Origin of the sequence: Streptomyces sp. NPDC006430, from assembly GCF_040612395.1 — a bacterium.
Lineage (GTDB): Bacteria > Actinomycetota > Actinomycetes > Streptomycetales > Streptomycetaceae > Streptomyces.
This window is the reverse complement of sequence record NZ_JBEXQA010000048.1, coordinates 1-22,145: the sequence shown is the minus strand read 5'-3', so window position 1 is coordinate 22,145 and position 22,145 is coordinate 1. Positions and strand designations below refer to the sequence as shown.

The following is a 22,145-nucleotide window of genomic DNA, read 5'->3' as shown; positions in this document are numbered from 1 at the left end:
GGGTGCAGATCCGGTCGATCATCCTCTACAGCAAGAGCGGCGAAAAGCGCGTCCTGGACTTCCGCCTCGGCGAACTCAACATCGTCACCGGGACCTCCGAGACAGGCAAGAGCGCCTTGCTAGACATCGTCGACTACTGCCTCGGCAGAGACGAGGCCACTCTCCCGGTCAGCCCGATCTTCACCACCGTCGCCTGGTACGCAGTCATTCTGCAGCTGGCCGACACTCGCATCCTCGCCGCACGGCCAGCGCCCAGCCCGACGGCCAAGTCCGTCACCAACGCCATGTTCGAAGTCGGCAGTGACCTCGGCGTCCCGGAGCTGGCGGACCTGCGCATCAACACCGACTCCACCCAGCTGCGCCAGCAGATCGGACGCCGGCTCGGCATCGGAGACACCCGCAGTGAGCCCGCTGCCGGCAGCCTGGCCGCCCCGCTCAGCGCCAATCTCGGTCACGCCGTCCTGCTCTGTCTGCAGAACCAGGACGAGGTCGCTTCCAAGAGGATCCTGTTCCACCGCCAGAACGAAAGCAGAATCCCCGAAAGCCTCAAGGCCACGATCCCGTACTTCCTCGGCGCGGTCCCGGAAGACCAGGCAGCACTCCAGCAGCAGCTCCTCCAGGCCAAACGAGCCCTGCGCAGTGCGGAGAACCGCCTCAAGGCCGCCCAGGAGCAAAACCAAACGGTGGAGTCACAGCTCCAGTCACTCCTGGGCGAAGCCCGAGTTCACGGTCTCCTGGCCGACGACGCCTTCAGCAGCCCGGACAGGGACGTGGTCATCGCGGCACTCCAGCAAGCCTCCTCCTTCCGGCCGGCCCGGCGCGACGGAGACGAGGAGCAGCGTCGGCAGGAGCTTGTTCTCAACGAACAGTCCGCGGCTCTGCGCCGACAGCTGCGGTCCCTGGCGGAAGAGCGCCAGCTCCTGAACGACCTGGGGAGCGAGACTCTGGGCTACAGCGGAGCCGTCAGCCGCGGCATGTCACGCCTGTCCGCACTCAACCTCGTGCCCGACGGCTTCCCCGGAGAACACAGCTGCCCCCTGTGCGGAAACGAGCTGGCCGAGCCCGACCCCACCGTCGGCGACATGCACACCACCCTCGAAGACCTCCGCAGCCAGCTCGACAGCGTGCAAGCAGTCCAGCCCCGCCGCGAACAGGCTCTGCGCGAGATCGAACGCACCGCAACGGGGCTACGTGAACAGCTCCGCGGCATCGAAGGCGCCCTCAGCGTCATCGCCGAGCAGCGCTCCGAGCAGGCCGGCCTCCTCGGACAAGCCGAGGCCCAGGCCTACACCCGCGGCAGGATCAGCGCCTACCTGGGCCAGCTCAGCGCCACAACCGACGGCGGCCACCTCCAGCGGCTGCAAGCCGATGTCGCCATCGCACAGCAACTCGTCCAAGGCCTCGAAGAACAGCTCGACAGCGAAGCCATCGACGACAAGCTCACCCACAGCCTCGGCTACATCAGCGGCAAGATGAGCAGCCATGCCAAATTCCTGAAACTCGAGCACGGCGACGGCCTGGTTCGCCTGAACCTGAAGAAGCTCACCGTCGTCACCGACACCCCCGACGGCATCACCGAACTGCTCCGAATCGGCAGCGGCAAGAACCACGTCGGCTACCACCTGGCCGCCCACCTCGCCCTCCACCAGTACTTCACCGCGAACAGCCGGCCCGTACCCCGCTTCCTCATGCTCGACCAGCCGACCCAGCCCTACTACCCCTCCGACATGGCCAAAGCACGAGGACGACTGGAAGACCTCGCCCTGGACGAAGACCGCGTGACAGTCACCGGACTCTTCAAGCTCATGCACCAGGTCGTCACCGAGCTGTCCCCCGGCTTCCAGATCATCGTCAGCGACCACGCCGACCTGCCCCACACCTGGTACCAGGACTCCGTCCGCTACAACTGGCGCAACGGCGAAAAGCTCATCCCCACCACCTGGCTCGACACCAACCCCACCCCGTAGCCACGCCACATTCCGAGGATCAGCGAAACTGCGCAGTGCTCAACCAACCTGCGCAACCACACCCGGAACCAGAAACTCCCCAGGTCAGATGGCTGGCCGACCCCAGGCCTGCGCAGATTCAGTGCGCCACCACAGCACCAAGCCGCTCAACCAAACTGCACAACCCCAGGTCAAAAGCCTGCCCACTGCGCAGCTTCACTGACCGGCGACAGTCCTGTCGGCGATCAGTGAAACTGGGAACTCCACAGATCAGACGACTGACGCGCGCCGTACTCTGCGCAGATTCAGTGAGCCAGCGCAGCCGCCACCCCGCTCAGCCAACTTCTCCGCCGTGCGTGGTCAGCCGGTCGTCGCGTTCCCCGTGGACGGCTTCGTCCTGGCGGATGCAGGTCCGCAGAGCCTCGGGATGGACCCCGAGCTCTCCGGCCATCCGGCGGATCACCGGTTTCGGGTCCGCCTCGCGGTACATCTGGACCGCACCCCGACTTGCACAACCCCAGGTCAGGAGCGTAATGGCTGCTCAGTTTCGCTGACCGGCTACAGCCTGCCCGTCGTGAACGGGTACGTGCTGATGTCTTTCGGCTGCCTTCCCGGCGGCCCCCGGCCGTCGGGCGTGAGGACCCTACTCAAGGTCGAGACTGTAGCCGATCCCCCCTGCCCACCCACAGCTGTTGTGATCGAGTCAACGCTAATTGATTTCCAGTCAGCCCCGACATAACGTCTAGCAGGGTCTCGCAAGTTGCAGGGCAGCAACTCTCCTCGAGCCCATTACGCCTTCGGTTTCAAGAAGAACAGGGCTGTGCCGGAAATGAGAACACGCGCGACCGGAACCGGAATACGTGCAAGACGGGCAAGACGCGGAAGACCCAGTGGGGGCACAGGGCACGCCTTGCACCGCGTCGTGTCCCTCGCCCTCGTGGCAGGCCTGACCGCGTCCGGCTTGCTGGTGCCGGGCATCGGCGTCGCCACCGCGGCGGCGGCGACCCCGCCGTCCGACCCGGTCACCGAAGGCTCCAAGAGCGCCGAGGAGTTCGCGCTGGAGCAGGCCAAGGCCACAGGGCAGCCGTACGAGCTGACCTCCGCCCGCACGGAGTCGACCGACACCTGGGCCCTCCCGGACGGGACGTGGTCCGTCAAGCGCTACGGCACCCCGGTACGCGTGCTCCGGGCCGGAGCATGGGTGCCTACCGACGCGACCCTGGTGTTCGCACCGTCAGGAACCGTCATCCCCAAGGCCTCGACGGTAGATGTGGCCTTCTCCGGCGGCGGCACCGCGCCGCTGCTGACCGGCGTCAAGGACGGCCGAACGCTCTCGCTGACCTGGCCGAAGGCCCTACCCACACCGACCCTTGCCGCGAACGTGGCCACGTACGCCGAGGTTCTCCCTGGCGTAGACCTTCAGCTGAAGGCGGAGGTGGAGGGGTTCTCGCAGCTGCTCGTCGTCAAGACCGCGGCCGCCGCCCAGAACCCGGAACTCGCCTCGCTGAAGTACAAGGTCGACACCGTCGGCCTGAACGTTTCCGTCGACGGGACCACTGGCAGCGTCAGCGCCGTGAACCCGGCCGGGCAGACGGTCTTCTCCAGCCCGTCCCCCCTGATGTGGGACTCCACCACCGCCGCGGCCCCCACATCCAAGAGCCTTCTGATGTCCACCCGTTCCGTCCCGCAGGGCGTGTCCGCCGCCGAGGACGCGGAGCATCCCGCCGATGTCTTCGAGCCGGGTCCCGGCGCGCAGGACGCGCAAATGCCAACCACCGTCACGGGCGGCACCCTGGAGATCAAGCCGGACCAGGGCCTCCTGACCGGTGCGGGTACCGCCTACCCGGTGTTTATCGACCCGTCGTGGGCCTGGGGCGAGAAGCAGAACTGGACCCGGGTCTACAGGCAGTACCCGAACACCTCCTTCTGGAACACCAAGGACCCGATCCGAGTCGGCTACGAGGCCGAGACGGGCGGCTCCAACCGCGTTTCCCGGTCCTTCGTCCAGCTCGACACCAGCGACACCAAGTACGCACAGGTGAAGAGTTCGGTGTTCCGTATCCGCAACACCTGGTCCTGGTCATGCCAGGACCGGCCCGTCGAGCTGTGGCACACCGGCGGCATCTCCAAGAACACCACCTGGAACAACCAGCCCGCCAAGAAGTCGAAGCTGGCCACGGTCGACGACTCCAAGGGCTGGAGCAACGACTGCGCCGCCGGAAACCTCGAATTCCTCGTCACCGACAAGATGCGCGAGGCGGCCGCCCAGGGCTGGGCGAACATCACCCTGGGCCTCTACGCCTCCAACGAGAGCGACACCTACGGCTGGAAGAAGTTCGATGCCAAGACAGCCGTACTGGAGACGGTCTACAACTTCCCGCCGACGCGTCCGGCCGGCCTGGGCACCAGCCCTCGTACCGCATGCCAGGCGGGCGGGCTAATCGGCAACACCCGGGTCAGCCTGTACGCCACCTTCGACGACCAGGACGCGGGAAACCTCACCGCCGAGTTCCAGCTGTTCAAGGCGGGTGCCACGAGTCCGTCGGCCACGCAGTCGCTGCCGGCCACCAAGGGCAAGGTCACCGCCTGGGCTGTTCCGGACGCCAGTCTGCCGACCGGCGACTGGACCTGGAAGGTGCGCGCCAAGGATCAGGACGACGCGTACTCGCAGTGGTCCGAGACCTGCAAGTTCACCGTCGACCGGACCCGCCCGAGCAAGCCGCCGGTGATCGCCTCCAGCGGCAACCAGTTCCCGCCCGGTGACAACGGCTGGCCCGCGGTGACCGGCAAAGCCCGCGAGACCGGCACGTTCACCTTCTCGCCGAACGGCGTGGCCGACGTCGACCACTACGTATGGTGGACCGACTACGACCCGGACACCAACGACGCGCTGCCCGGCGCAGCCGCCTTCGTGCGGCCGCCCGGCTACGGACCGCACTTCGTCTACGCGTACAGCGTCGACAAGGCCGGCAACCGCTCCGACGCAGCCAGCTACCTCTACTACGCTGGCCGCTCCCAGCTCCGGGACGGGCCCGCCGACCTCAACGGCGACGGCAACAACGACATCTGGAGCATCGATTCCAACGGAACGCTGCTCACCTACGCCGGACAGGGCAACGGCACCTTCGCCGTGGCCACCAACGGCGGCAAGTCCTTCTCCGGAGCCGTCGTGGACTCGCGTGGGGACTGGGGTCAGGACGGCTACAACGACCTCGTCGCCCTCAGGTACGACGACATCGAGAAGAAGAATCGGCTCTGGACCTACCCCAACAACGGCAATGGCACCGTCTCGGACCGGTACACCGAGTTGACCGTTTCCTGCCCGGTCGTGAACGAGGACCTGGGTTGCCTCGGCGACGAGACGTGGACCGGCGACGACCACTGGTTCAACGCCGAGCAAGTCGTCTCAGCCGGCGACCTCAACGGGGACGGCCATCCCGACCTGCTGGTCAAGCAGGGCAAATTCCTCTGGGCCTACTACGGCAACCGCGCCTCGCGCACGCTCGACGTCCGAGAGCCGGTTCTCGTAGGTGGCGGCGACTGGGACAAGTACACCGTGATCGCCCCGGGCGACCTCAACGGGGACGGGATCGCCGACCTGTGGCTGCGCGACAACGCCAACGGCGACATCCTGCGCTCGTACGGCAAGAAGGCCGCAAACGGCTACCTTGACCCGACGACCTGGGGTGACACGGCCGCCCGCGTCAAGATCGGCTCCGGCGTCACGGCCGCCGCTTACCCGGGCGTGGGCTCCGTCGGCGACGTCACCGGTGATGGCATCGCGGACCTGTGGGCCCGCAAGACCGACAACACGGTGGTCGGCTGGCCGGGCAAGGCGCCCGCAGCCGACAACCTCTCCTTCGCCGGCCCCTTCTCCATCGACGGCATCACAGGCGGCTCCCGCATCCCGTCCGGGACGGTCCTGGCCGCGGGGCAGTCGCTCAGCTCGCGCTCGGCGAAGCTGACGATGCAGGGCGACGGCAACCTCGTCGTCAGCTCCCTCGCCAACCAGCCCCTGTGGTCCTCGAAGACCTCGGGCAATGCGGGCGCCGAGGCCGTCATGCGTGGCGACGGCAACCTGGTGGTCTACAAGGCGGACGGCACGACCGTGCTGTGGGAGTCCAAGACCAAGGCACCCGACGGCTACGCACTGCTGCAGGACGCGGGCGACCTTGTCGTCTTCGACGCCGGGAGCAGGGCCCAGTGGTCCAGCGGCAGCGGCATCCGCCACGACTACAACGGCGACGGCCGCAGCGACATGGCCGACTGGTACGACTTCGGCGACGGCAGCGACGGGATGCACTCCTTCGCCACGAACTCGGACGGCAGCTTCCAGACGCCCAAGTCCGCCTACCTGGCGAACGCCGGCAACTTCTACGCCCCCAACATGAAGCGGGTCACCGGCGACTTCAACGGCGACGGCATCGGTGACGTCGCGTCCGTCTACGGGTACGCGGACGGCAGCGTCGCGCTCCTCACCTGGACCGGCAAGGGCGACGGCACGTTCAACGAGATGGTCAAGTCCTGGTCCGTCGGACCGGGCGAGTGGACTTTCGACCGGATGACCCCGTACAGCGGGGACTTCAACGGCGACGGCCGCGACGACGTGGCGGTCTGGTACGACGCCTTCGACGGCGACGACACCATCTGGACCTTCACCAGCACCGCGCGCGGTGCATTCAACTATCCCGTCAGCTACTGGCACGGCTACAACAGCTGGGACCGTTCCCGGGCCAAGACCGTCACCGGCGACTTCAACGGAGACGGCCGCGACGACCTCGCCGCCCTCTACGGCTACTCGGACGGAAGCCAGAAGATCTGGACGTTCACGTCCACCGCGAACGCCGGTTTCGCCCCCGTCTCCTCGTGGAGCTCCGGTCCCCGGGACGACTTCTCCCGTACGTCGCTGCACGCGGGCGACTTCAACGGCGACGGCCGCGACGACCTCGCCGCCTGGTACGACTACGCAGACGGCCACGATGGCGTGAACGTCTTCCCGAGCAGCGCCGACGGTACTTTCGCCTCGACATACGAGGCGTGGAGCGTGGCGGCCGGCCACGTCCACCGGCCCAACATGAAGATCGTCACCGGCGACTTCAACGGAGACGGCCGCGACGACCTCGGCGCTTTCTACGGCTACGACGACGGCAGCGTCAAGGCGTACACCTGGACCACCAAGGCGGACGGCAAGCTGAACGACTCCGTCGGCGGCTGGTCGGCCCCGGCGGGCCAGTGGACGCGCGACCGCGTCCAGTTCCTGGAAATGCAGAACTGATTCCCACGACGGCGTCCCGGACCATCCCGGTCCGGGACGCCGTCCTGCCCGTTTCTTTCGAAAGGTTCATGGTGAGACGCTCCATAGGGAGGGGGTTGGCCGTCGGGCTGACCGCCGCCGTCATCGTGGGGATTCTGCCCGCGTCCTCATTCGCCGATCACGGCAAGGGCGGACTGTCCCTGCCCGGCCTCAAGCAGCCGAAGGCCGTACCGGTGAAGCCGGTCGCCCCGGGAGGCGCGAAGCGCAAGGACGATGCCGCCGCGCACCCGTGGAAGGGCGCGCCGAAGGTCACCTGGCCGACGGCCGGCGGCGCCGAGGTCGACCTGGCTGCCACGACGGCCGCCGCGCAGCCGCGGCGGGCCGGTTCGCTGCCCGTGACGATCGCGTCGACGGGGCCAGCACCCAAGTCCGCGTTCGCATCAGCATCCGCATCCGCGTCTTCGGCATCCGTACCGCCGAAGGTGCAGGTCTCCGTCGCCGACCGGGCGAAAACGCGCAGGGCGGGCGTCGACGGCGTCCTGCTGTCGGTGAGCCGCAGTGACGGCGTCGCCGCACCCGTGAGCGGGGTTCGCGTCGCGCTCGACTATTCGGCGTTCCAGGGTGCGTACGGCGGCGACTGGGCGTCCCGCCTGCATCTGGTGGAGCTGCCGGCGTGCGCGCTGATCACCCCAGAGAAGGCGGAGTGCCGGACCCGCCGGCCACTCGTCACGAAGAACGACACCGAGACCCGCAGCGTCTCGGCCGAGCTCCAGGCGGCGCCGTCGTTCCTGGCGCCCGCCGCACGCAGCATGGCGGCGGCCTCGGGTGCGACGGTACTGGCGGCCACGGCGTCCTCCGGAGGATCGGGCGGCGACTTCAAGGCGACCCCGCTGGAGGCCTCGGGATCCTGGAGCGCGGGCGGTTCGACCGGGGCGCTGAGCTGGGAGTACCCGATACCTGTGCCGGGGGTGCCCGGTGGCCTGGCGCCGGGCATCAGCCTGGGCTACAACTCGCAGGCGGTGGACGGCCGCACGGCCGCCTCCAACAACCAGCCGAGCTGGATCGGTGACGGCTGGTCCTACGACCCGGGGTTCATCGAGCGCAAGTACAAGTCCTGCGAGGACGACAAGACCGGCGGTACGAACACCACCAAGGAGTTCGACGAGTGCTGGTACAACGACAATGCCGTGCTGCACCTCGGCGGCAAGTCGACCGAGCTGGTCTACGACGCGGCGCAGGGCTGGCACCCGGAGGCGGACTCGGGCGAGAAGATCGAGAAGCTGACCGGCGCCACCAACGGCGACGACAACGGTGAGCACTGGAAGGTCACCACGACCGACGGCAACCAGTACTTCTTCGGCCTGAACCGCCTTCCCGGCTGGAAGGACAACGGGACGGCCGCAGACGACCCGGTCACCAACTCCGCATGGACCGTCCCGGTCTTCGGCAACCAGGCTGGCGAGCCCTGCTACAACGCGAGCTTCGCCAGCGGCTGGTGCCAGCAGGCCTGGCGCTGGCAGCTCGACTACGTGGTCGACCCGCACGGCAGCGCGATGGCGTACTACTGGAACACCGAGAAGAACAACTACGCGCGGGCCTTCAACGCCTCCACCGGCAAGGGCACCAGTACGCCCTACGTCCGCGGCGGCTGGCTGGACCACGTCGACTACGGCCTGCGCTCGGACGCCGTGTACACCGGCAAGGCCATGGGGCAGGTGAAGTTCGATGTCGCCGAGCGCTGCCTCACCGGCTGCGGCACCTTCGACGACACCAATGCCAAGAACTGGCCCGACACCCCATTCGACCAGTACTGCAAGGACGGGGACGAGTGCAAGGACCAGTTCTCCCCGACCTTCTGGTCCCGCAAGCGACTCGGCACGATCACCACGAAGGTGCTGACCGGGGGCGCCTACAAGGACGTCGACAGCTGGAGTCTGGCCCAGGACTTCCCCGCCTCGGGCGACGGCATATCCACTCCCATGTGGCTCAAATCCGTCCAGCACACCGGCAAGGTGGGCAGTGCCCTGAGCCTTCCGCCGGTCACCTTCACTGGCGAGCAGAAGGCGAACCGGGTCGACAAGACTGGTGACGGCCTCGCGCCGTTCATCCGGCTGCGGATGTCGCAAATCACCACCGAGACTGGCGGCACCATCGGCGCGTACTACTCGCAGCCGGAGTGCACCGCCACCACCCTCCCGCCCGCCGACGGCACCAACACCACCCGGTGTTTCCCGGTGAAGTGGGCATTCGAGGGCCAGACCGCCCAGCAGGACTGGTTCAACACCTATGTCGTCACCCAGGTCGTCGAGGGCGACAACCTCGCCTCGACCCCGGACAAGGTCACCTCGTACAGCTACTTGGACGGCGCGGCCTGGATCAAGAGCACGGACGAGTTCACCAAGCCGGAGGACCGCACGTTCTCCGTTCCGCGCGGCTACGGCCGGGTGCAGACCCGTACCGGCGCCGCCTCAGACCCCCAGACCCTGTCGGAGACCCGGTACTTCCGGGGCATCGACGGAGCCCAGGTCAAGGACTACGCGGGCGTCGCGGTCACCGACCGGGACCAGTTCGCCGGCATACCCCGCGCCAGTGCCCTGTTCAACGGTGACGACACGGACAAGCTGGTGTCCGCGACGGCCGCCACGCCGTGGCGTTCTGCGGCGACGGCCACCCGGGCCCGCCCCGGCCTGCCCGACCTCCAGGCGTACATGACTGGCGTCGAGAAGGACGAGACGCTCACCACCGTCACCGGCGGACAGCGCAGGACGGCGACGATCCGCACGTTCGACAGCTACGGGATGGTCACTCAGACCTCCACTCTGGGTGACGTGGACAAGACCGGTGACGAGTCCTGCTCCACCGCCTCCTTCGCCCGCAACACCGACCTCTGGATGCTGAACCGGGTCTACCGCACCGAGGTGGTCGCCGGAGCCTGTAGTACCGCGATCAGCCACCCGTCCGACGTCATCTCGGACAACCGCAGCTACTTCGACGGCTCGACGACCCTGGGCACCGCTCCCACCAAGGGCGATGTCACCAGGCTGGAGCAGATCAACGGCGCCGGCACGGGCTACGACGTCACCAGCACCACCCCCGTCGCCGACTACGACGTCTACGGCCGGCCGCTCAGCACGACCGACGTCTACGGCAAGCGGACCGTCACCACATACACCCCGGTCACGGGCGAGGTGCCCAACACCACGGTGGTCACCAACCCGCTCGGGCACAAGATCACCACGGTCTCCGACCCGCTGCGCAGCCAGCCGCTGAGCGTCACCGACGCCAACAACCGGGTCACCACCAGCACGTACGACCCCTTCGGCCGGATCACCAAGATCTGGACCCCGACCCGGCCGGCCTCGGCCAACCCCGATTCACCGAGCTACACGTTCTCCTACCTCATCCGCAACGACGGCCCGAACGTCGTCACGACGAACGCCCTGGACCACAACTCGGTCTACCAGACGGCCTATGCCTTCTACGACGGCCTGCTGCGCTCCCGGCAAACCCAGGCTCCGTCCCCCGACGGCGCGGGACGGCTGGTCAACGAGACCTCGTACGACACCCGCGGCCAGGCCTGGCGCTCCTCGGGCATGTTCTTCGCCACCGGCAAGCCGGAGGCCGTCCTGGTCACCGGCCAGGAGCTGAACTACCCAGCGTCCACCGACACCCTCTTCGACGGGGCGGGCCGCGTCACCGACGTCATCGCCCGCAAGTACGGCGACGAGACCAAGCGCACCACCACGCAGTACACCGGCGACACCACCACGGTCGTTCCGCAGCAGGGCGACACCGCGACGACGACGGTGACCGACGCCCTGGGCCGCAAGACCGAGTTCAGGCAGTACACGAACCCGGCCCGGACCACGTCACAGTCGACGACGTACACGTACAACAAGCGCGGCATGCTCGACCAGGTCGCCGATCCCTCGGGCGCGGTGTGGAAGTTCGGCTACGACGTCCGCGGCCGGCAGATCCGGGTGGAGGACCCCGACAAGGGCATCTCGGACTTCACCTACGACCAGGGTGACCGGGCGACCGACATCAAGAACGGCCGGGGCATCACCCTGCACACCGATTTCGACGACCTCGGTCGCAAGACCGCACTGAAGGAAGGCACCACCACCCTCACGACCTGGTCCTACGACACCGCCTCCGGCGGCAAGGGCAAGCTCGCAAAGGCCACCCGCTGGATCGACGGCAAGGCATACGAAGAGGCCATCACGGCCTACAACGGCGCCTACAAGCCGGTCACCAACCAGGTCACCATCCCCGCTTCCCCCGAGAACGGCGCACTGGCGGGCACCTATAAGTGGACCACCAGCTACAACCCCAACACCGGCCAGGTGATGTGGGTCCAGCAGCCCGCCCTGGGCGACCTGCCCGCCGAGAAGGTGGGCAACACCTACACCGCCGCCGGCGGCCTGCTCGACAGCGTGGGCGCGGGCAGCGACCCGCTCGTCTCGGCTATGACGTACGACCACTACGGCCGGGCGACACGGGCCGAGTACGGCGAGTTCGCCAAGCACCTGTGGAGCTCCTTCGAGTACGACGAGCACACCGGCGCGCTGACCCGCTCCGTCACCGACCGCGAGCTGGCGCCGCAGCGCATCGACGACACCCACTACGGCTACGACGCGACGGGCAACATCACCTCGGTGAAGACCGTCTCCGGGCAGGACGCCCAGCAGGTGACGGACAACCAGTGCTTCACCCTCGACGCGCTGCGCCAGATCACCCAAGCCTGGACCACCGCACCCGCCGCACAGGACAACTGCACGACCGGCCCGTCCGCGACCACGGTGGGCGGCCCGGACGCGTACTGGACCACCTACACCTACGGCGCCACGGGCAACCGGAAGACCGAGGTCCAGCACAAGACGCCCTCCGGGCCCGCCGGTGACATCACCCGCACCTACGGGACCCCCGCCGCCGGCCGGCACACCCTGCCCTCGGTCTCCCAGACCGGCCCGGCGGGCACCGCCTCGGAGGCCTACGCCTACAACGAGACGGGCAACACCACCAGCCGCAAGGTCGGTTCCGCGGCCGAGCAGGTCCTGGAGTGGGACACCGAGGGCCACCTGGCCAGGACCACTCAGGGCTCCCTGGTCACCAGCTACCGGTACGACACCGAAGGAAACCGGGCCACGCGCACCGATTCCTCCGGCACCACGCTGTACCTGCCGGGCGGCAACGAGCTGAAGCTCGCCAAGAACGGCACGCTCACCGGTACCCGCTACTACAGCGCCGGCGAGACCACGGTGGCGATGCGAACCGGCGGGAAGCTCACCTTCCTGCTGGCCGACCACCACGGCACGGGCACCACCCAGATCGACGCGCCAACCCAGGCCGTCACCCGCCGCAAGACCGCCCTGTTCGGCGGACCCCGCGGTCCGCAGCCGTCCTCCTGGGCCGGTGAGCGGGGCTTCGTCGGAGGCACCCGGGACGCGGACACCGGACTGACCCACCTCGGCGCCCGCGAGTACGACCCATCCACGGGCCGGTTCCTCTCTGTCGACCCGCTGATGGACCTCACCGACCCGCTCCAGCTGGACGGGTACGCGTACAGCCACAACAACCCGATCACACGGAGCGACCCGACCGGTCTGTTCGACCCGGACGAGCGGGCGTACTGCCAGGCGAACCCGGGCCGTTGCGACGGCGGCAAGCTGAAGCACATCACGCCGGAGAAGGCCCTGACCACCGATTCGGACGGCAAGGGGAACGTCACCAAGGTGTACGACAGGCAAGGCGTTCCCCACCACATCACGACGAAGTCGGACGGCCCGACCGCCGACAGTGCGCTGAAGACCATCAACGACGATCTGAGGCGGGCCGGGCTGTACTACGACCCGAAGACCGGCAACGGCGTTGAGTACCTGCTCCAGGACGACACCCAGGCGAGCCCGGAGAAGGACAACACCGTAGGGAAGAAGGCTCCGGTCAAGGACGCCGACGGCAATCCCGTGAAGCCGGGAACCACCGCCGACTTCGTGAAGGTGACCTACAAGAACGGCAAGATCGTGGACGTCGCGACCGCCGACGCCACGGGTTCGGACCGCGCGACGAGCGACGGGGAGGCGACGAAGACCGTCACCTCGAAGCTCGCGAAACAGGCGGACGAAGTCGTCTTCGTGGCCAAGGACATGGCCCAGGCGGAGGACTGGTCCAACCACTTCGCCGGCAATCCCAACGTCCGGGTGATCTATCCGGCCGGGAACTTCGACAACCGGCGGCTGACCGTGGCCCCGCCCCCGACGAGCGCCAAGCCGTCCGCGCCGAAGGACTCGAAGGGGGCCAAGGGCCCCAAGGTCCGAAGCTTCGGTCTCATCGGTGGCTTCCTGGCCGTGGCACAGGCACCCGGCTACGTCCGTGAATACGGCTGGGCGCAAGGAGGCTGGGAGATGTTCAAGGACTCCGTGGACCCGCTCGGCTTCACCAACGACCAGCCGGACCCCTTCTTCCCTCCCTCCAACCCCGGCATGTGCGATCCCACCCGCGCCTATCCGGTCTGCGCCTGAGAACCCCCTCCTGACCCCGGTATGACAAACGGGCCCCGCACCACCCCTTACAAGGGTGGTGCGGGGCCCGTTCCCGTTCCCGTTTCCTACCCTCGGGGCCGGTCGAGCCGGGTGAGGACCCCCGTGACGCTGTCGAACGGCGTCCGCTCCGTACGCGGTAGCGGCACCTCGACCAGCTTGCCGTCATAGATCATCCACAGCCCGAAGCAGTCATCGTCCTCGTCACGGACGAGTACCTGGACCGAGTACGGGTACGGCCAGGCCAGCGATTCCAGGTGCCCGAGCAGCCCGTGCCAGTTGCGGCGGCCGAACTGGATGACCCAGGTCCAGCAATCGTCGGACGGCATCCGCGATCCGTCGAACACACCCTCGTGCACGGGAATGAAGCTCTGGTACCACTCCCGGTCCTCATCCGGCCGGGTCAGCGGCTCCATCACCTTCTCGGCACCCCGCGCCAGCACGATAACCTCGGTATATCTACTCATGGGCCCAGTATCACCGCAGCCCCCCGTGCGCACCGAACGAGGTCAGACACCCCATGTCGTTCGGTGTCAAGCGGCATGGGGTTGGGCGTGGTGGGACCAGGCGGTTGCTTCGTCGTAGCGGGTGCGGGTTTTGAGGCAGCCGTGGAGGATGCCGACGAGTCGGTTGCCAAGTTGGCGGAGGGCCGGGTTGTAGCCGGCCTCGCGGGCGCGTTGCTTGTCGTAGTAGCTGCGGGCGCCGGGTGAGGCCCGCAGGGCGGAGAACGCCTGGGTCTGAAGCGCGTCGGCGAGCCGGTTGTTGCGGACGTAGCGGGCCTGGACGGTGTGGCTCTTGCCGGAGGCCCGGGTGATGGGGCTGGTCCCGGCGTAGTTCTTGCGGGCCTTCGCAGAGGCGTATCGGGTGGGGTCGTCTCCGAACTCGGCGAGCACCCGGGCGCCGACGATCTCACCGATGCCGGGCATCGAGAGGTAGATCTCAGCGTCCGGGTGCGCCAGAAAATGCGCCCTCACCTGCTCTTCCATCACAGCGATCTGCTCGTTCAACGCGATGATCAGACGGGCGTGAGCGGTGGCGGCGGCCGCGTAGGCGGCAGTGACCGGCTCCGGCAGGCCGAGCTGCCGCTCGCGCAGCGCACTCTGGATGGTGGCCGCTTTCGCCTCCCGGTTATGGCGGCGGTGGCGGGTCAGGACGGCGGCGATCTGGATGCGGGTCAGCTTCGCCGCCGTGGCCGGGGTGGGTGCCTTGACCAGCAGTTCCAGCGCATCGGTGCTGGTCAGGGCCAGGTCCGCGTAAGCGTTCAGGGCAGCGGGGAAGTACTCGCGCAGCGTGGTGCCCAGCCGCTGGAAGGCGCGGGTCCGTTCCCAGATGAGGGTCTGGTGGGCGCGGGCGACGACCTTGACGGCCTGGGCCGCCTCGCTGTCGCCGGCCACCGGCCGCAGCTGGGCCCGGTCGATGCGGACCATGTCGGCGAGCGCGTGCGCGTCGCCCTTGTCGCTCTTGGCTCCGGAGGAGCCATAGCGTTCCTTGAAGCGGTTGACCTGCCGGGGGTTGATCGCGAACACCTGATAGCCGGAGGCGATCAGGGCCTGCACCCACGAGCCGCGGTCCGTCTCGATCCCGACCACCACCTCGCCCGGATCCAGGCCCTCACCTCCGTGGCGGGCTACGAGTTCGTGCAGTTTCGCGATGCCCGCCACCCCTTCGGGCAGGTTCGCGGCGGCCAGCTTCCGGCCGCTCTCGTCCTGGACCTCGACATCGTGGTGATCCTCGGCCCAGTCATCACCGATCAACAGCAACAGACCCTCCCCAGTCACGTACTTCACCCAGCGGTGCAGCCCGCGGAAGGCACGGCACGCGGCCTAATGGATCCAGTGCTCACGCCCTGACGAGCGGGCACGCCACCCCATCAGCGGTCTGGCCTCCCGGCCGACCAGCAAGGGCACGGTCTGACCTCAGAGCTCGAAGGCTCCGGCGTCGAAAGTGCTCACCTGCCGGCGGCTACGGAACCGAGCATTCCCCGGTTCCGTAGCTCCCATTAGGCGTCCTCGCGCACCAGCTCCAGGATCGCGACGCACTCCACGTGGTGGGTCATCGAGATCGGGTCGAGCGCACCGCAGGCTCGCCAATTCGAGTACGCGTTCGTCGGTACCGACACCTGCAGCTGCCGCTACGGGCAGTACTCCTTTCACCATGTCGGTCTGCTAAGAAGAGGTCGTTTCATTTGGTGAGGCGGCGGTGACAGATGAGGGCTGCGGCTATGCCGACAAAAGCGAGGAAGTGTTCGGCCTTGCGCTCGTATCGGCGGTGGAGCCGACGGCAGCCGGCGAGCCAGGACACGGTCCGTTCGACGACCCACCGGTGTCGGCCGAGCCGTTGTGAGGACTCGATGCCCTTGCGGGCGATGCGGTGGCGGATGCCGCGTTTGCGGAGCCAGCGGCGCAGGTGGTCGTAGTCGTAGCCCTTGTCTGCGTGGAGCTTGCCGGGGCGCCGTCGACGAGGCCCTCGCCGGGACCGGATCGGCGGGATGCCCCGCACGAGCGGTTCAAGCCCGAGGCTGTCGTGCATGTTCGCGCCAGAAATGCCCAGCGAGAGCGGCAGTCCGTTCCGGTCGGTGATCAGGTGGATTTTCGATCCAGGCTTGCCGCGGTCGGTCGGATTCGGTCCCGTCAGAGGCCCCCTTTTGCAGCCCGCATGCTGACGGAGTCGATCACGCAGCGCGACCAGTCCAGTTCCCCACGGGCACCGAGTTCGTCGAGGATGACGCGGTGGAGCCGGGCCCAGACCCGGGCCCGGCTCCACTGGGCGAAGCGTCGGTAGACCGTCTGCCAGCTCGGGCCGAACACCGGCGGCAGCTGCCGCCAGGTACAGCCCGAGGTCGCCACGAAGATGATCGCAGCCAATGCTTCGCGGTCACCCGCTCGACGCCGGCCGCCACCCTGCGGACGTATGACCTCCGTCGGCGGCACCACCCGCCGGAACAACACCCACAACTCGTCCGGCACCAGCCGCTCAACCGGATCCGTCATGTACGGTTCAACGAACGATCAGACCATAAGAAACGGTGTCTAAGTATCTGACCGGCCAGCACCGCTGACACGTCTTCAGTGCGAGCAGCAAGCAACCTCCGGGTGCAAAGAGAGCCAATACCTCCGGCACCTGGGGGCTGCCCACACCGGCCACCAGACACCAACCCCTGACTCAGACCACCGCCTGGCCGAACAGGCGTGCGACCAGCACTTTCATGGTCTGCACGCCCTGCGGCAGGCTGAACATCATCCAGCCGCCCCTCTTTCAGCGGCCCATGGGGCTTTCAGATAGCCCCCAGGAAGGAACCCACCATGAAACTCCGCCACAAGATTTCGCTGGCCGGCGCGCTGTGCGCACTGCTCCTGCCCGCCACGGCCGCCCAGGCCGACACGGTGAGCCCGAAGACGTACAACGTGTGGCAGTGGAACGTCGCCGGGCACACGATCCACGACGGCCGGACCGACACCGGCATAGTTACCGCAGCGGCCGGGTCCATCGTCTACCGCGCGGCGGACTTCGCCTCCTTCAACGAGCTCTGCGAAGGCCAGTACGCCGCCCTCGTCCAGGAGCTGCGCGAACGCGGCTGGCCCCAGGACGAGGCGAACTTCGCGCGCTTCGCCCCCAGCCGGCCGGCCGGGAACCCCTCGGTCTGCCAGGGCGGCGCCTTCGGCAACGCCATCTTCAGCAAGCGGCCCCTCGGCGGCGCCGACCGCATCACCCTGCCCGACGACGGCAGCGCCGAGAAGCGCAACATGCTGTGCGCGGCGCTGGCGGACGGATCACGCACCCGCTTCTGCACCACGCACATCACCACCTCCCAGGACTTCAACGTCGCCCAGCTGGAGGCCGTACGCCAGCAGCTGGAGACCTACCACGCCGCCGGTGACATGGTTCTGACCGCCGGCGACTTCAACGCCCAGCCGAACTACGGGCGGCTGAACTCCTTCTACGCGGCCAGCCTCAACACACCCAACAACCCGAACAACACCGGCCAGTACCGGGAACTCGACGACAACGACGCGGACAACTGCCCCGGCTACGGCGAGTGGACCGTGGACGGCTCCGGTGCCACGCCGCCCTGTGGGACTCACTCGAAGATCGACATGATCTTCGTCCGGGAGTCCGCCCTCGCCGGTCCCTACAGCGCCGACTCCCTCGCCATCTCCACCACCTGCACCAACGTCCCCGGCGGCGCCTGCTCCGACCACCGCATCCTCACCGGAACCGTCACCGTCCAGTAGCGGCCCCCCGCGACGGGAGCCAGCAGTCTTGCCGTAGCAGCGGGTCGTACCGGAGACGCAGATCTCCGTCCGACCCGCTGCCTCGGCCACGGCATGGCCGAGCCAAAGTGCTGCCTACCCGATCAATCACCCGACCGCGACGGCGCCGCCACGGCGAGATCGACACCCAGTCACTTCACACCGAGATCCGCCAACAGGCCCGTCCTTGGGCAGGTCGGAGATGTACAGGATCCCCGGCCCCGTCCCCCATCGCCCGGCACACACCGCCGGTGCCGACACCACGAGCGCCAGCACTGCGGCCCCACCACGGCCGCCGCTCCACATATCCGCGCACGTACCCCCATCAGCTCTCCCCACAGCAGCTGCCCACAGCCGGAGGCTTCTTCCAGCCAGCACGGACTGGAGTACGCCGCCTCAGTCGGATCACGCTCCCCCCGGCTACCGCTGGGAGATACCTGCAGGCGCGACGCCCGGTACTGCTCACTCACGGCGCGGCCCGCCCCCACAACGAAGACACGGAACTGGTTCAGCAGTGCCTCGTCGCCGCCGTCCAGCTCGTGGGGTGCGAGTCTGTCAATCGAACAGCTCTGTCGCGCATGCGGTGGTAGCGCAGCGTGCCCATCCTCGCGGTAAGTGACACCTGCTGGTGGGTGACCCTGCTCCTGGTTCTTTGGTGGGAGCCATGCTCAAGACCTGTGGATCAGCCTCAGGGTTGGCAGGCGAAGGGCGTACCTTCCCGAATGATCCTGTGATGGTCATCGAGTAGGCCGACGTTCGCTGCGTCGGTCGGGAAGGCACGCCCGTGCTCACGGTAGTCAACGAAGACGGAACGACGCCACACGGCTCCCTGATTGACGAGATCGTCCGCGAGGGCGCGAGGCGGATGCTGGCCGCCGCCCTGGAAGCCGAAGTCAACGCCTACATAGCCGAGTTGGCCGACCAGCGGGACGAGTCCGGTCGCCGTCTGGTCGTGCGCAACGGCTTCCATCAGCCGCGAAAGATGACGACCGCGGCCGGGGTGATCGAGGTGAAGGCCCCGCGGGTCAACGACAAGCGCGTCGACGAGGCCACCGGCGAGCGCAAGCGGTTCTCCTCGGCGATCCTGCCACCCTGGTGCCGCAAGTCCCCGAAGATCAGCGAGGTGCTGCCGCTGCTCTACCTGCACGGCCTCTCGTCCGGTGACTTCGTGCCCGCGCTGGAGCAATTCCTGGGCTCCTCCGCCAGCCTCTCACCCGCGACGGTCATACGGCTGACGACGCAGTGGCAGGCCGATCACAAGGCGTTCATGGACCGCGACCTGTCCGCCACGGACTACGTCTACGTCTACGTCTGGGCTGATGGCGTTCACCTGCGCATACGTCTTGAGGAGGCGAAGGCCGCTGTCCTGGTCGTGGTCGGCGTGCGGGCCGACGGCACCAAGGAACTGATCGCGATGACCGACGGCTACCGCGAATCTTCCGAAGCGTGGGCAGGGCTGCTGCGGGACTGCGCCCGCCGTGGCATGCGGGCCCCTGTCCTGGCCGTCGGCGACGGTGCGCTCGGTTTCTGGAACGCGTTGAACGAGGTGTTCCCCGAGACCCGTCATCAGCGGTGCTGGGTGCACAAGACCGCCAACGTCCTGGACGCGCTGCCGAAGTCGGCCCAGCCCGCGGCCAAGCGCGCTATCCAGGAGATCTACAACGCCGAGGACAAGGAGCACGCGGCCAAGGCCGTCGCCGTGTTCGCCAAGCAGTACGGGGCGAAGTACCCCAAGGTCGTGAAGCGGGTCACGGACGACGAGGATGAACTGCTGGCGTTCTTCGACTTCCCCGCCGAGCACTGGATCCACCTGCGGACCACGAACCCGATCGAGTCGACCTTCGCCACCGTCCGGCTACGGACCAAGGTCACCAAAGGGGCCGGCAGCCGGGCCGCCGCCCTCGCCATGGTCTTCAAACTCATCGAGTCCGCCCAGGAACGCTGGCGGGCCGTGAACGCACCCCACCTCGTCGCCCTGGTCCGGGCCGGAGCCCACTTCGAACGCGGCCACCTCGCCGAACGGCCCGAGGCACAAGCAGCCTGAACCGCGTCAGCGCCACGCGGTGCTCAGTCCGACAGTTCCCACAGCAGCCGGTAGTACGTGATCCGTTCCCGGTCCGGCTCGACTCCGTAGGCTTCGAGCAGCGGCTCTTCCCATCCCGGACCGTAGTTCCACTGCGTGCTCCATGTGGCGATCGCGAGGTCGGCCCAGCGGTCGGCGACACCGAGCGCGCCGAGGTCGACGTGTCCGGTGCACGTGCCGTCGTCGCCGACCAGGGTGTTGGGAGCGCAGGCGTCACCGTGGCAGACGACGGGCTCGTCGACCGGCGGGATATCGGCGAGCACGCCGAGCGCGCGCTCAGCGGTGCCGAAGTGCTGAAGGTCTTGATGCCAGTCCGTCGGCTTGATCCGGCCCACCGCCGCTCGTGACCGCACCCTCTCCAGCCGCTGTTTGGCGGACCAGTCGAACGGGCAGCTCGCGACGGGTAGCGCGTCATGGAGTGCGCGCAGCCCGGAGCCGATCGCGCGAACGGCGGTGGCGGGGTCGCGCTTCCAGTGATCGTCCACCGCCATACGTCCGGGCAGGCCGCGTGTGACGATCCAGGACCCTGTTGCGTCAGCACCCTCATCGAGTACGCACGGCACCGCCGTGAACCTCGCTGCCCAGCGCAGGCGTGCCACCTCGGCCGACAAGTCGATACCGCTGCTGGCCGGTGTCCACTTCACAAACCGCCCTGTATCACCCAGGTCGACTTGAAACGTCAGTCCGCCGAGTCCATTCTTCCATACCGTCCGTGTCGGCCGCCCCGCCGCGAGCTCGGTGACGATACGTGGAAGCTCGACGGGTCCTTGAGGCGACGTGGCGATCATCCGCTCATTCTCGCTAGACCGGCCGGTAGTCGGCCAACCATTTCCGGACGCTGCCGCCACCAACCCTGCCGAACCGAAGCCACAGCCGACCCACAGGATTTGACAATTCCTCAGCAGTACCGGGAGGCCCTGGTGTCCTTATTGTACGTGTACGAGCCCGTCCAGTCCAACTCGGCTGCACCATCGTGTGATTGTCTCGCGCACGTGTACGGCAACGCGGCCGACCATCCCGATCGGGTACGGCGGTATCCGTCGGACATGACGGACGCGGAGTGGGCGGAGGTCCGGCCATTGCTGCCGGTGCCGGCCTGGCTGAACGGGCGGGGCGGACGTCCCGAGAGCTACTGCCACCGCCAGCTGCTGGACGCGATCCGCTACCTGGTCGCGGGCGGCATCTCCTGGCGGGCGATGCCCGCGGACTTCCCGGCCTGGGGCCGGGTCTACGCCTTCTTCCGCCGCTGGCGCGAGCACGGGCTGATCACCGAGTTCCACGACCGGCTGCGCGGGAAGGTCCGTGAACGCGAAGGCCGCGAGGCCGAGCCCACGGCAGGGATCATCGACGCCCAGTCGGGTGCGGGCCGCCGCGACAGTACCGGCCGCTTCACGCGGCTACGACGGCGGGAAGAAGGTGCCTGGCCGCAAGCGGCACATCGTGACCGACACCCTGGGCATGCTCCTGGTCGTCGTGGTCACCGCCGCGAACATCGGAGACCGCGACACCGCCACGGGCCTGCTTTCGCGCCTGCGCCGTCTGCACCACGGCATCACCCTCGTCTGGGCCGACGGCGGCTACACCAGCTCCCTCGTCGACTGGTGCCGCCAGAAACTCGCCCTGACCCTGGAGATCGTCAAGCGCACCGACGACATGACGAGGTTTGTGGTGCTCCCCAGACGCTGGGTGGCAGAGCGCACGTTCGCGTGGTTGCGGCCGTCGTTCAAGCGCGAGAAGAGGCGCAAGGGCGAGAGCCTCCTGAAGTCGGTGCGGCAGCTGATCGAGTCGGTCAATGACACCCTCAAAGGCCAGCTCGACCTGGAACAACACGGAGGGCGGACCTTCGAGGGGGTCGCCGTCCGCGTCGCCCAGCGTGTCCTCGCCATGGCCGCCGCGATCTGGCACAACCACAAGACCGGACAACCGGTCATGCGATCCCTGATCGCCTACGACCACTGATCACATCGGAATAACTCGTCTAAGGGCTTGCAGGAAATCAAGGTGTTGCTTCCCGTTCCGGGGCTCGTTGTTGTGGTATGCGCATCCCGGACGAGACTCGTGACCAACTCTGCA

10 protein-coding genes and 3 pseudogenes are annotated in these 22,145 nt (G+C 67.8%); 8 read left to right on the top strand and 5 right to left on the bottom strand.

All coding sequences use genetic code 11. The annotated features are described in order from the left end of the window. Positions 1-2: 2 nt before the first annotated feature. Positions 3-1,967 carry a DUF3732 domain-containing protein gene (locus tag ABZZ20_RS34395; protein WP_356876521.1) on the top strand — a complete coding sequence of 655 codons (1,965 nt, stop codon included), beginning with the start codon at positions 3-5 and terminating at the stop codon, positions 1,965-1,967. 313 nt (positions 1,968-2,280) lie between these two features. Here the strand turns inward: ABZZ20_RS34395 and ABZZ20_RS34390 are convergent, their stop codons facing one another. Further along, positions 2,281-2,436, bottom strand: coding sequence for a hypothetical protein (locus tag ABZZ20_RS34390; protein ID WP_356876519.1), 156 nt, complete (start codon positions 2,434-2,436; stop codon positions 2,281-2,283). A gap of 432 nt (positions 2,437-2,868) precedes the next feature. Between ABZZ20_RS34390 and ABZZ20_RS34385 the strand changes: the two genes are divergently transcribed. Together ABZZ20_RS34385 and ABZZ20_RS34380 are read left to right on the top strand one after the other, a co-directional pair. After that, the gene (locus ABZZ20_RS34385; protein WP_356876517.1) at positions 2,869-7,221 is read left to right on the top strand and encodes an FG-GAP-like repeat-containing protein; all 4,353 of its coding nucleotides are present in this window, start codon (positions 2,869-2,871) and stop codon (positions 7,219-7,221) included. 68 nt (positions 7,222-7,289) lie between these two features. After that, positions 7,290-13,721, top strand: a complete 6,432-nt coding sequence (locus tag ABZZ20_RS34380) for an RHS repeat-associated core domain-containing protein (protein WP_356876515.1) — start codon at positions 7,290-7,292, stop codon at positions 13,719-13,721. A gap of 86 nt (positions 13,722-13,807) precedes the next feature. On the opposite strand, the gene ABZZ20_RS34375 is transcribed toward ABZZ20_RS34380, so the two are convergent. The 3 genes from ABZZ20_RS34375 to ABZZ20_RS34365 form a co-directional block, all read right to left on the bottom strand. Further along, complete coding sequence (locus tag ABZZ20_RS34375) at positions 13,808-14,206, bottom strand: hypothetical protein (RefSeq protein ID WP_356876513.1); 399 nt, start codon at positions 14,204-14,206, stop codon at positions 13,808-13,810. 66 nt (positions 14,207-14,272) lie between these two features. Further along, on the bottom strand, positions 14,273-15,499 hold the full coding sequence (locus ABZZ20_RS34370; protein ID WP_356876537.1) for an IS110 family transposase: 1,227 nt from the start codon (positions 15,497-15,499) through the stop codon (positions 14,273-14,275). Positions 15,500-15,920: 421 nt separating this feature from the next. Next, positions 15,921-16,729 (bottom strand): IS5 family transposase gene (locus tag ABZZ20_RS34365; protein ID WP_356876511.1). Its coding sequence is split into 2 segments (ribosomal slippage): positions 15,921-16,379 and positions 16,382-16,729, totalling 807 coding nucleotides; the frame shifts between segments, so codons are not numbered across the junction. Between the two features lie 312 nt (positions 16,730-17,041). Between ABZZ20_RS34365 and ABZZ20_RS34360 the strand changes: the two genes are divergently transcribed. Next, a complete protein-coding gene (locus ABZZ20_RS34360) occupies positions 17,042-17,971 on the top strand; it encodes an endonuclease/exonuclease/phosphatase family protein (protein WP_356876509.1) in 930 nt (309 codons plus the stop codon). Positions 17,972-18,773: 802 nt separating this feature from the next. Then, on the top strand, positions 18,774-20,033 hold the full coding sequence (locus ABZZ20_RS34355; RefSeq protein WP_356876507.1) for an IS256 family transposase: 1,260 nt from the start codon (positions 18,774-18,776) through the stop codon (positions 20,031-20,033). Positions 20,034-20,056: 23 nt separating this feature from the next. On the opposite strand, the gene ABZZ20_RS34350 is transcribed toward ABZZ20_RS34355, so the two are convergent. Beyond that, positions 20,057-20,860, bottom strand: a complete 804-nt coding sequence (locus ABZZ20_RS34350) for an aminoglycoside 3'-phosphotransferase (protein WP_356876505.1) — start codon at positions 20,858-20,860, stop codon at positions 20,057-20,059. A gap of 258 nt (positions 20,861-21,118) precedes the next feature. On the opposite strand from ABZZ20_RS34350, the pseudogene ABZZ20_RS34345 reads away from it, so the two are divergent. The 3 pseudogenes from ABZZ20_RS34345 to ABZZ20_RS34335 form a co-directional block, all read left to right on the top strand. Beyond that, positions 21,119-21,292, top strand: a pseudogene (locus ABZZ20_RS34345) (transposase); the annotation flags it as partial. 82 nt (positions 21,293-21,374) lie between these two features. Further along, a pseudogene (locus ABZZ20_RS34340) lies at positions 21,375-21,755 on the top strand (transposase); the annotation flags it as partial. An 11-nt stretch (positions 21,756-21,766) separates the two neighbouring features. Then, positions 21,767-22,031, top strand: a pseudogene (locus ABZZ20_RS34335) (IS982 family transposase); the annotation flags it as partial. Positions 22,032-22,145: the final 114 nt, after the last annotated feature.

Bases quoted from the DNA above. Each gene is read 5' to 3' on its own strand.
- ABZZ20_RS34390 (WP_356876519.1), bottom strand. From the start codon at position 2,436: ATGTACCGCGAGGCGGACCCGAAACCGGTGATCCGCCGGATGGCCGGA.
- ABZZ20_RS34380 (WP_356876515.1), top strand. From the start codon at position 7,290: ATGGTGAGACGCTCCATAGGGAGGGGGTTGGCCGTCGGGCTGACCGCC.
- ABZZ20_RS34375 (WP_356876513.1), bottom strand. From the start codon at position 14,206: ATGAGTAGATATACCGAGGTTATCGTGCTGGCGCGGGGTGCCGAGAAG.
- ABZZ20_RS34360 (WP_356876509.1), top strand. From the start codon at position 17,042: ATGAAACTCCGCCACAAGATTTCGCTGGCCGGCGCGCTGTGCGCACTG.
- ABZZ20_RS34350 (WP_356876505.1), bottom strand. From the start codon at position 20,860: ATGATCGCCACGTCGCCTCAAGGACCCGTCGAGCTTCCACGTATCGTC.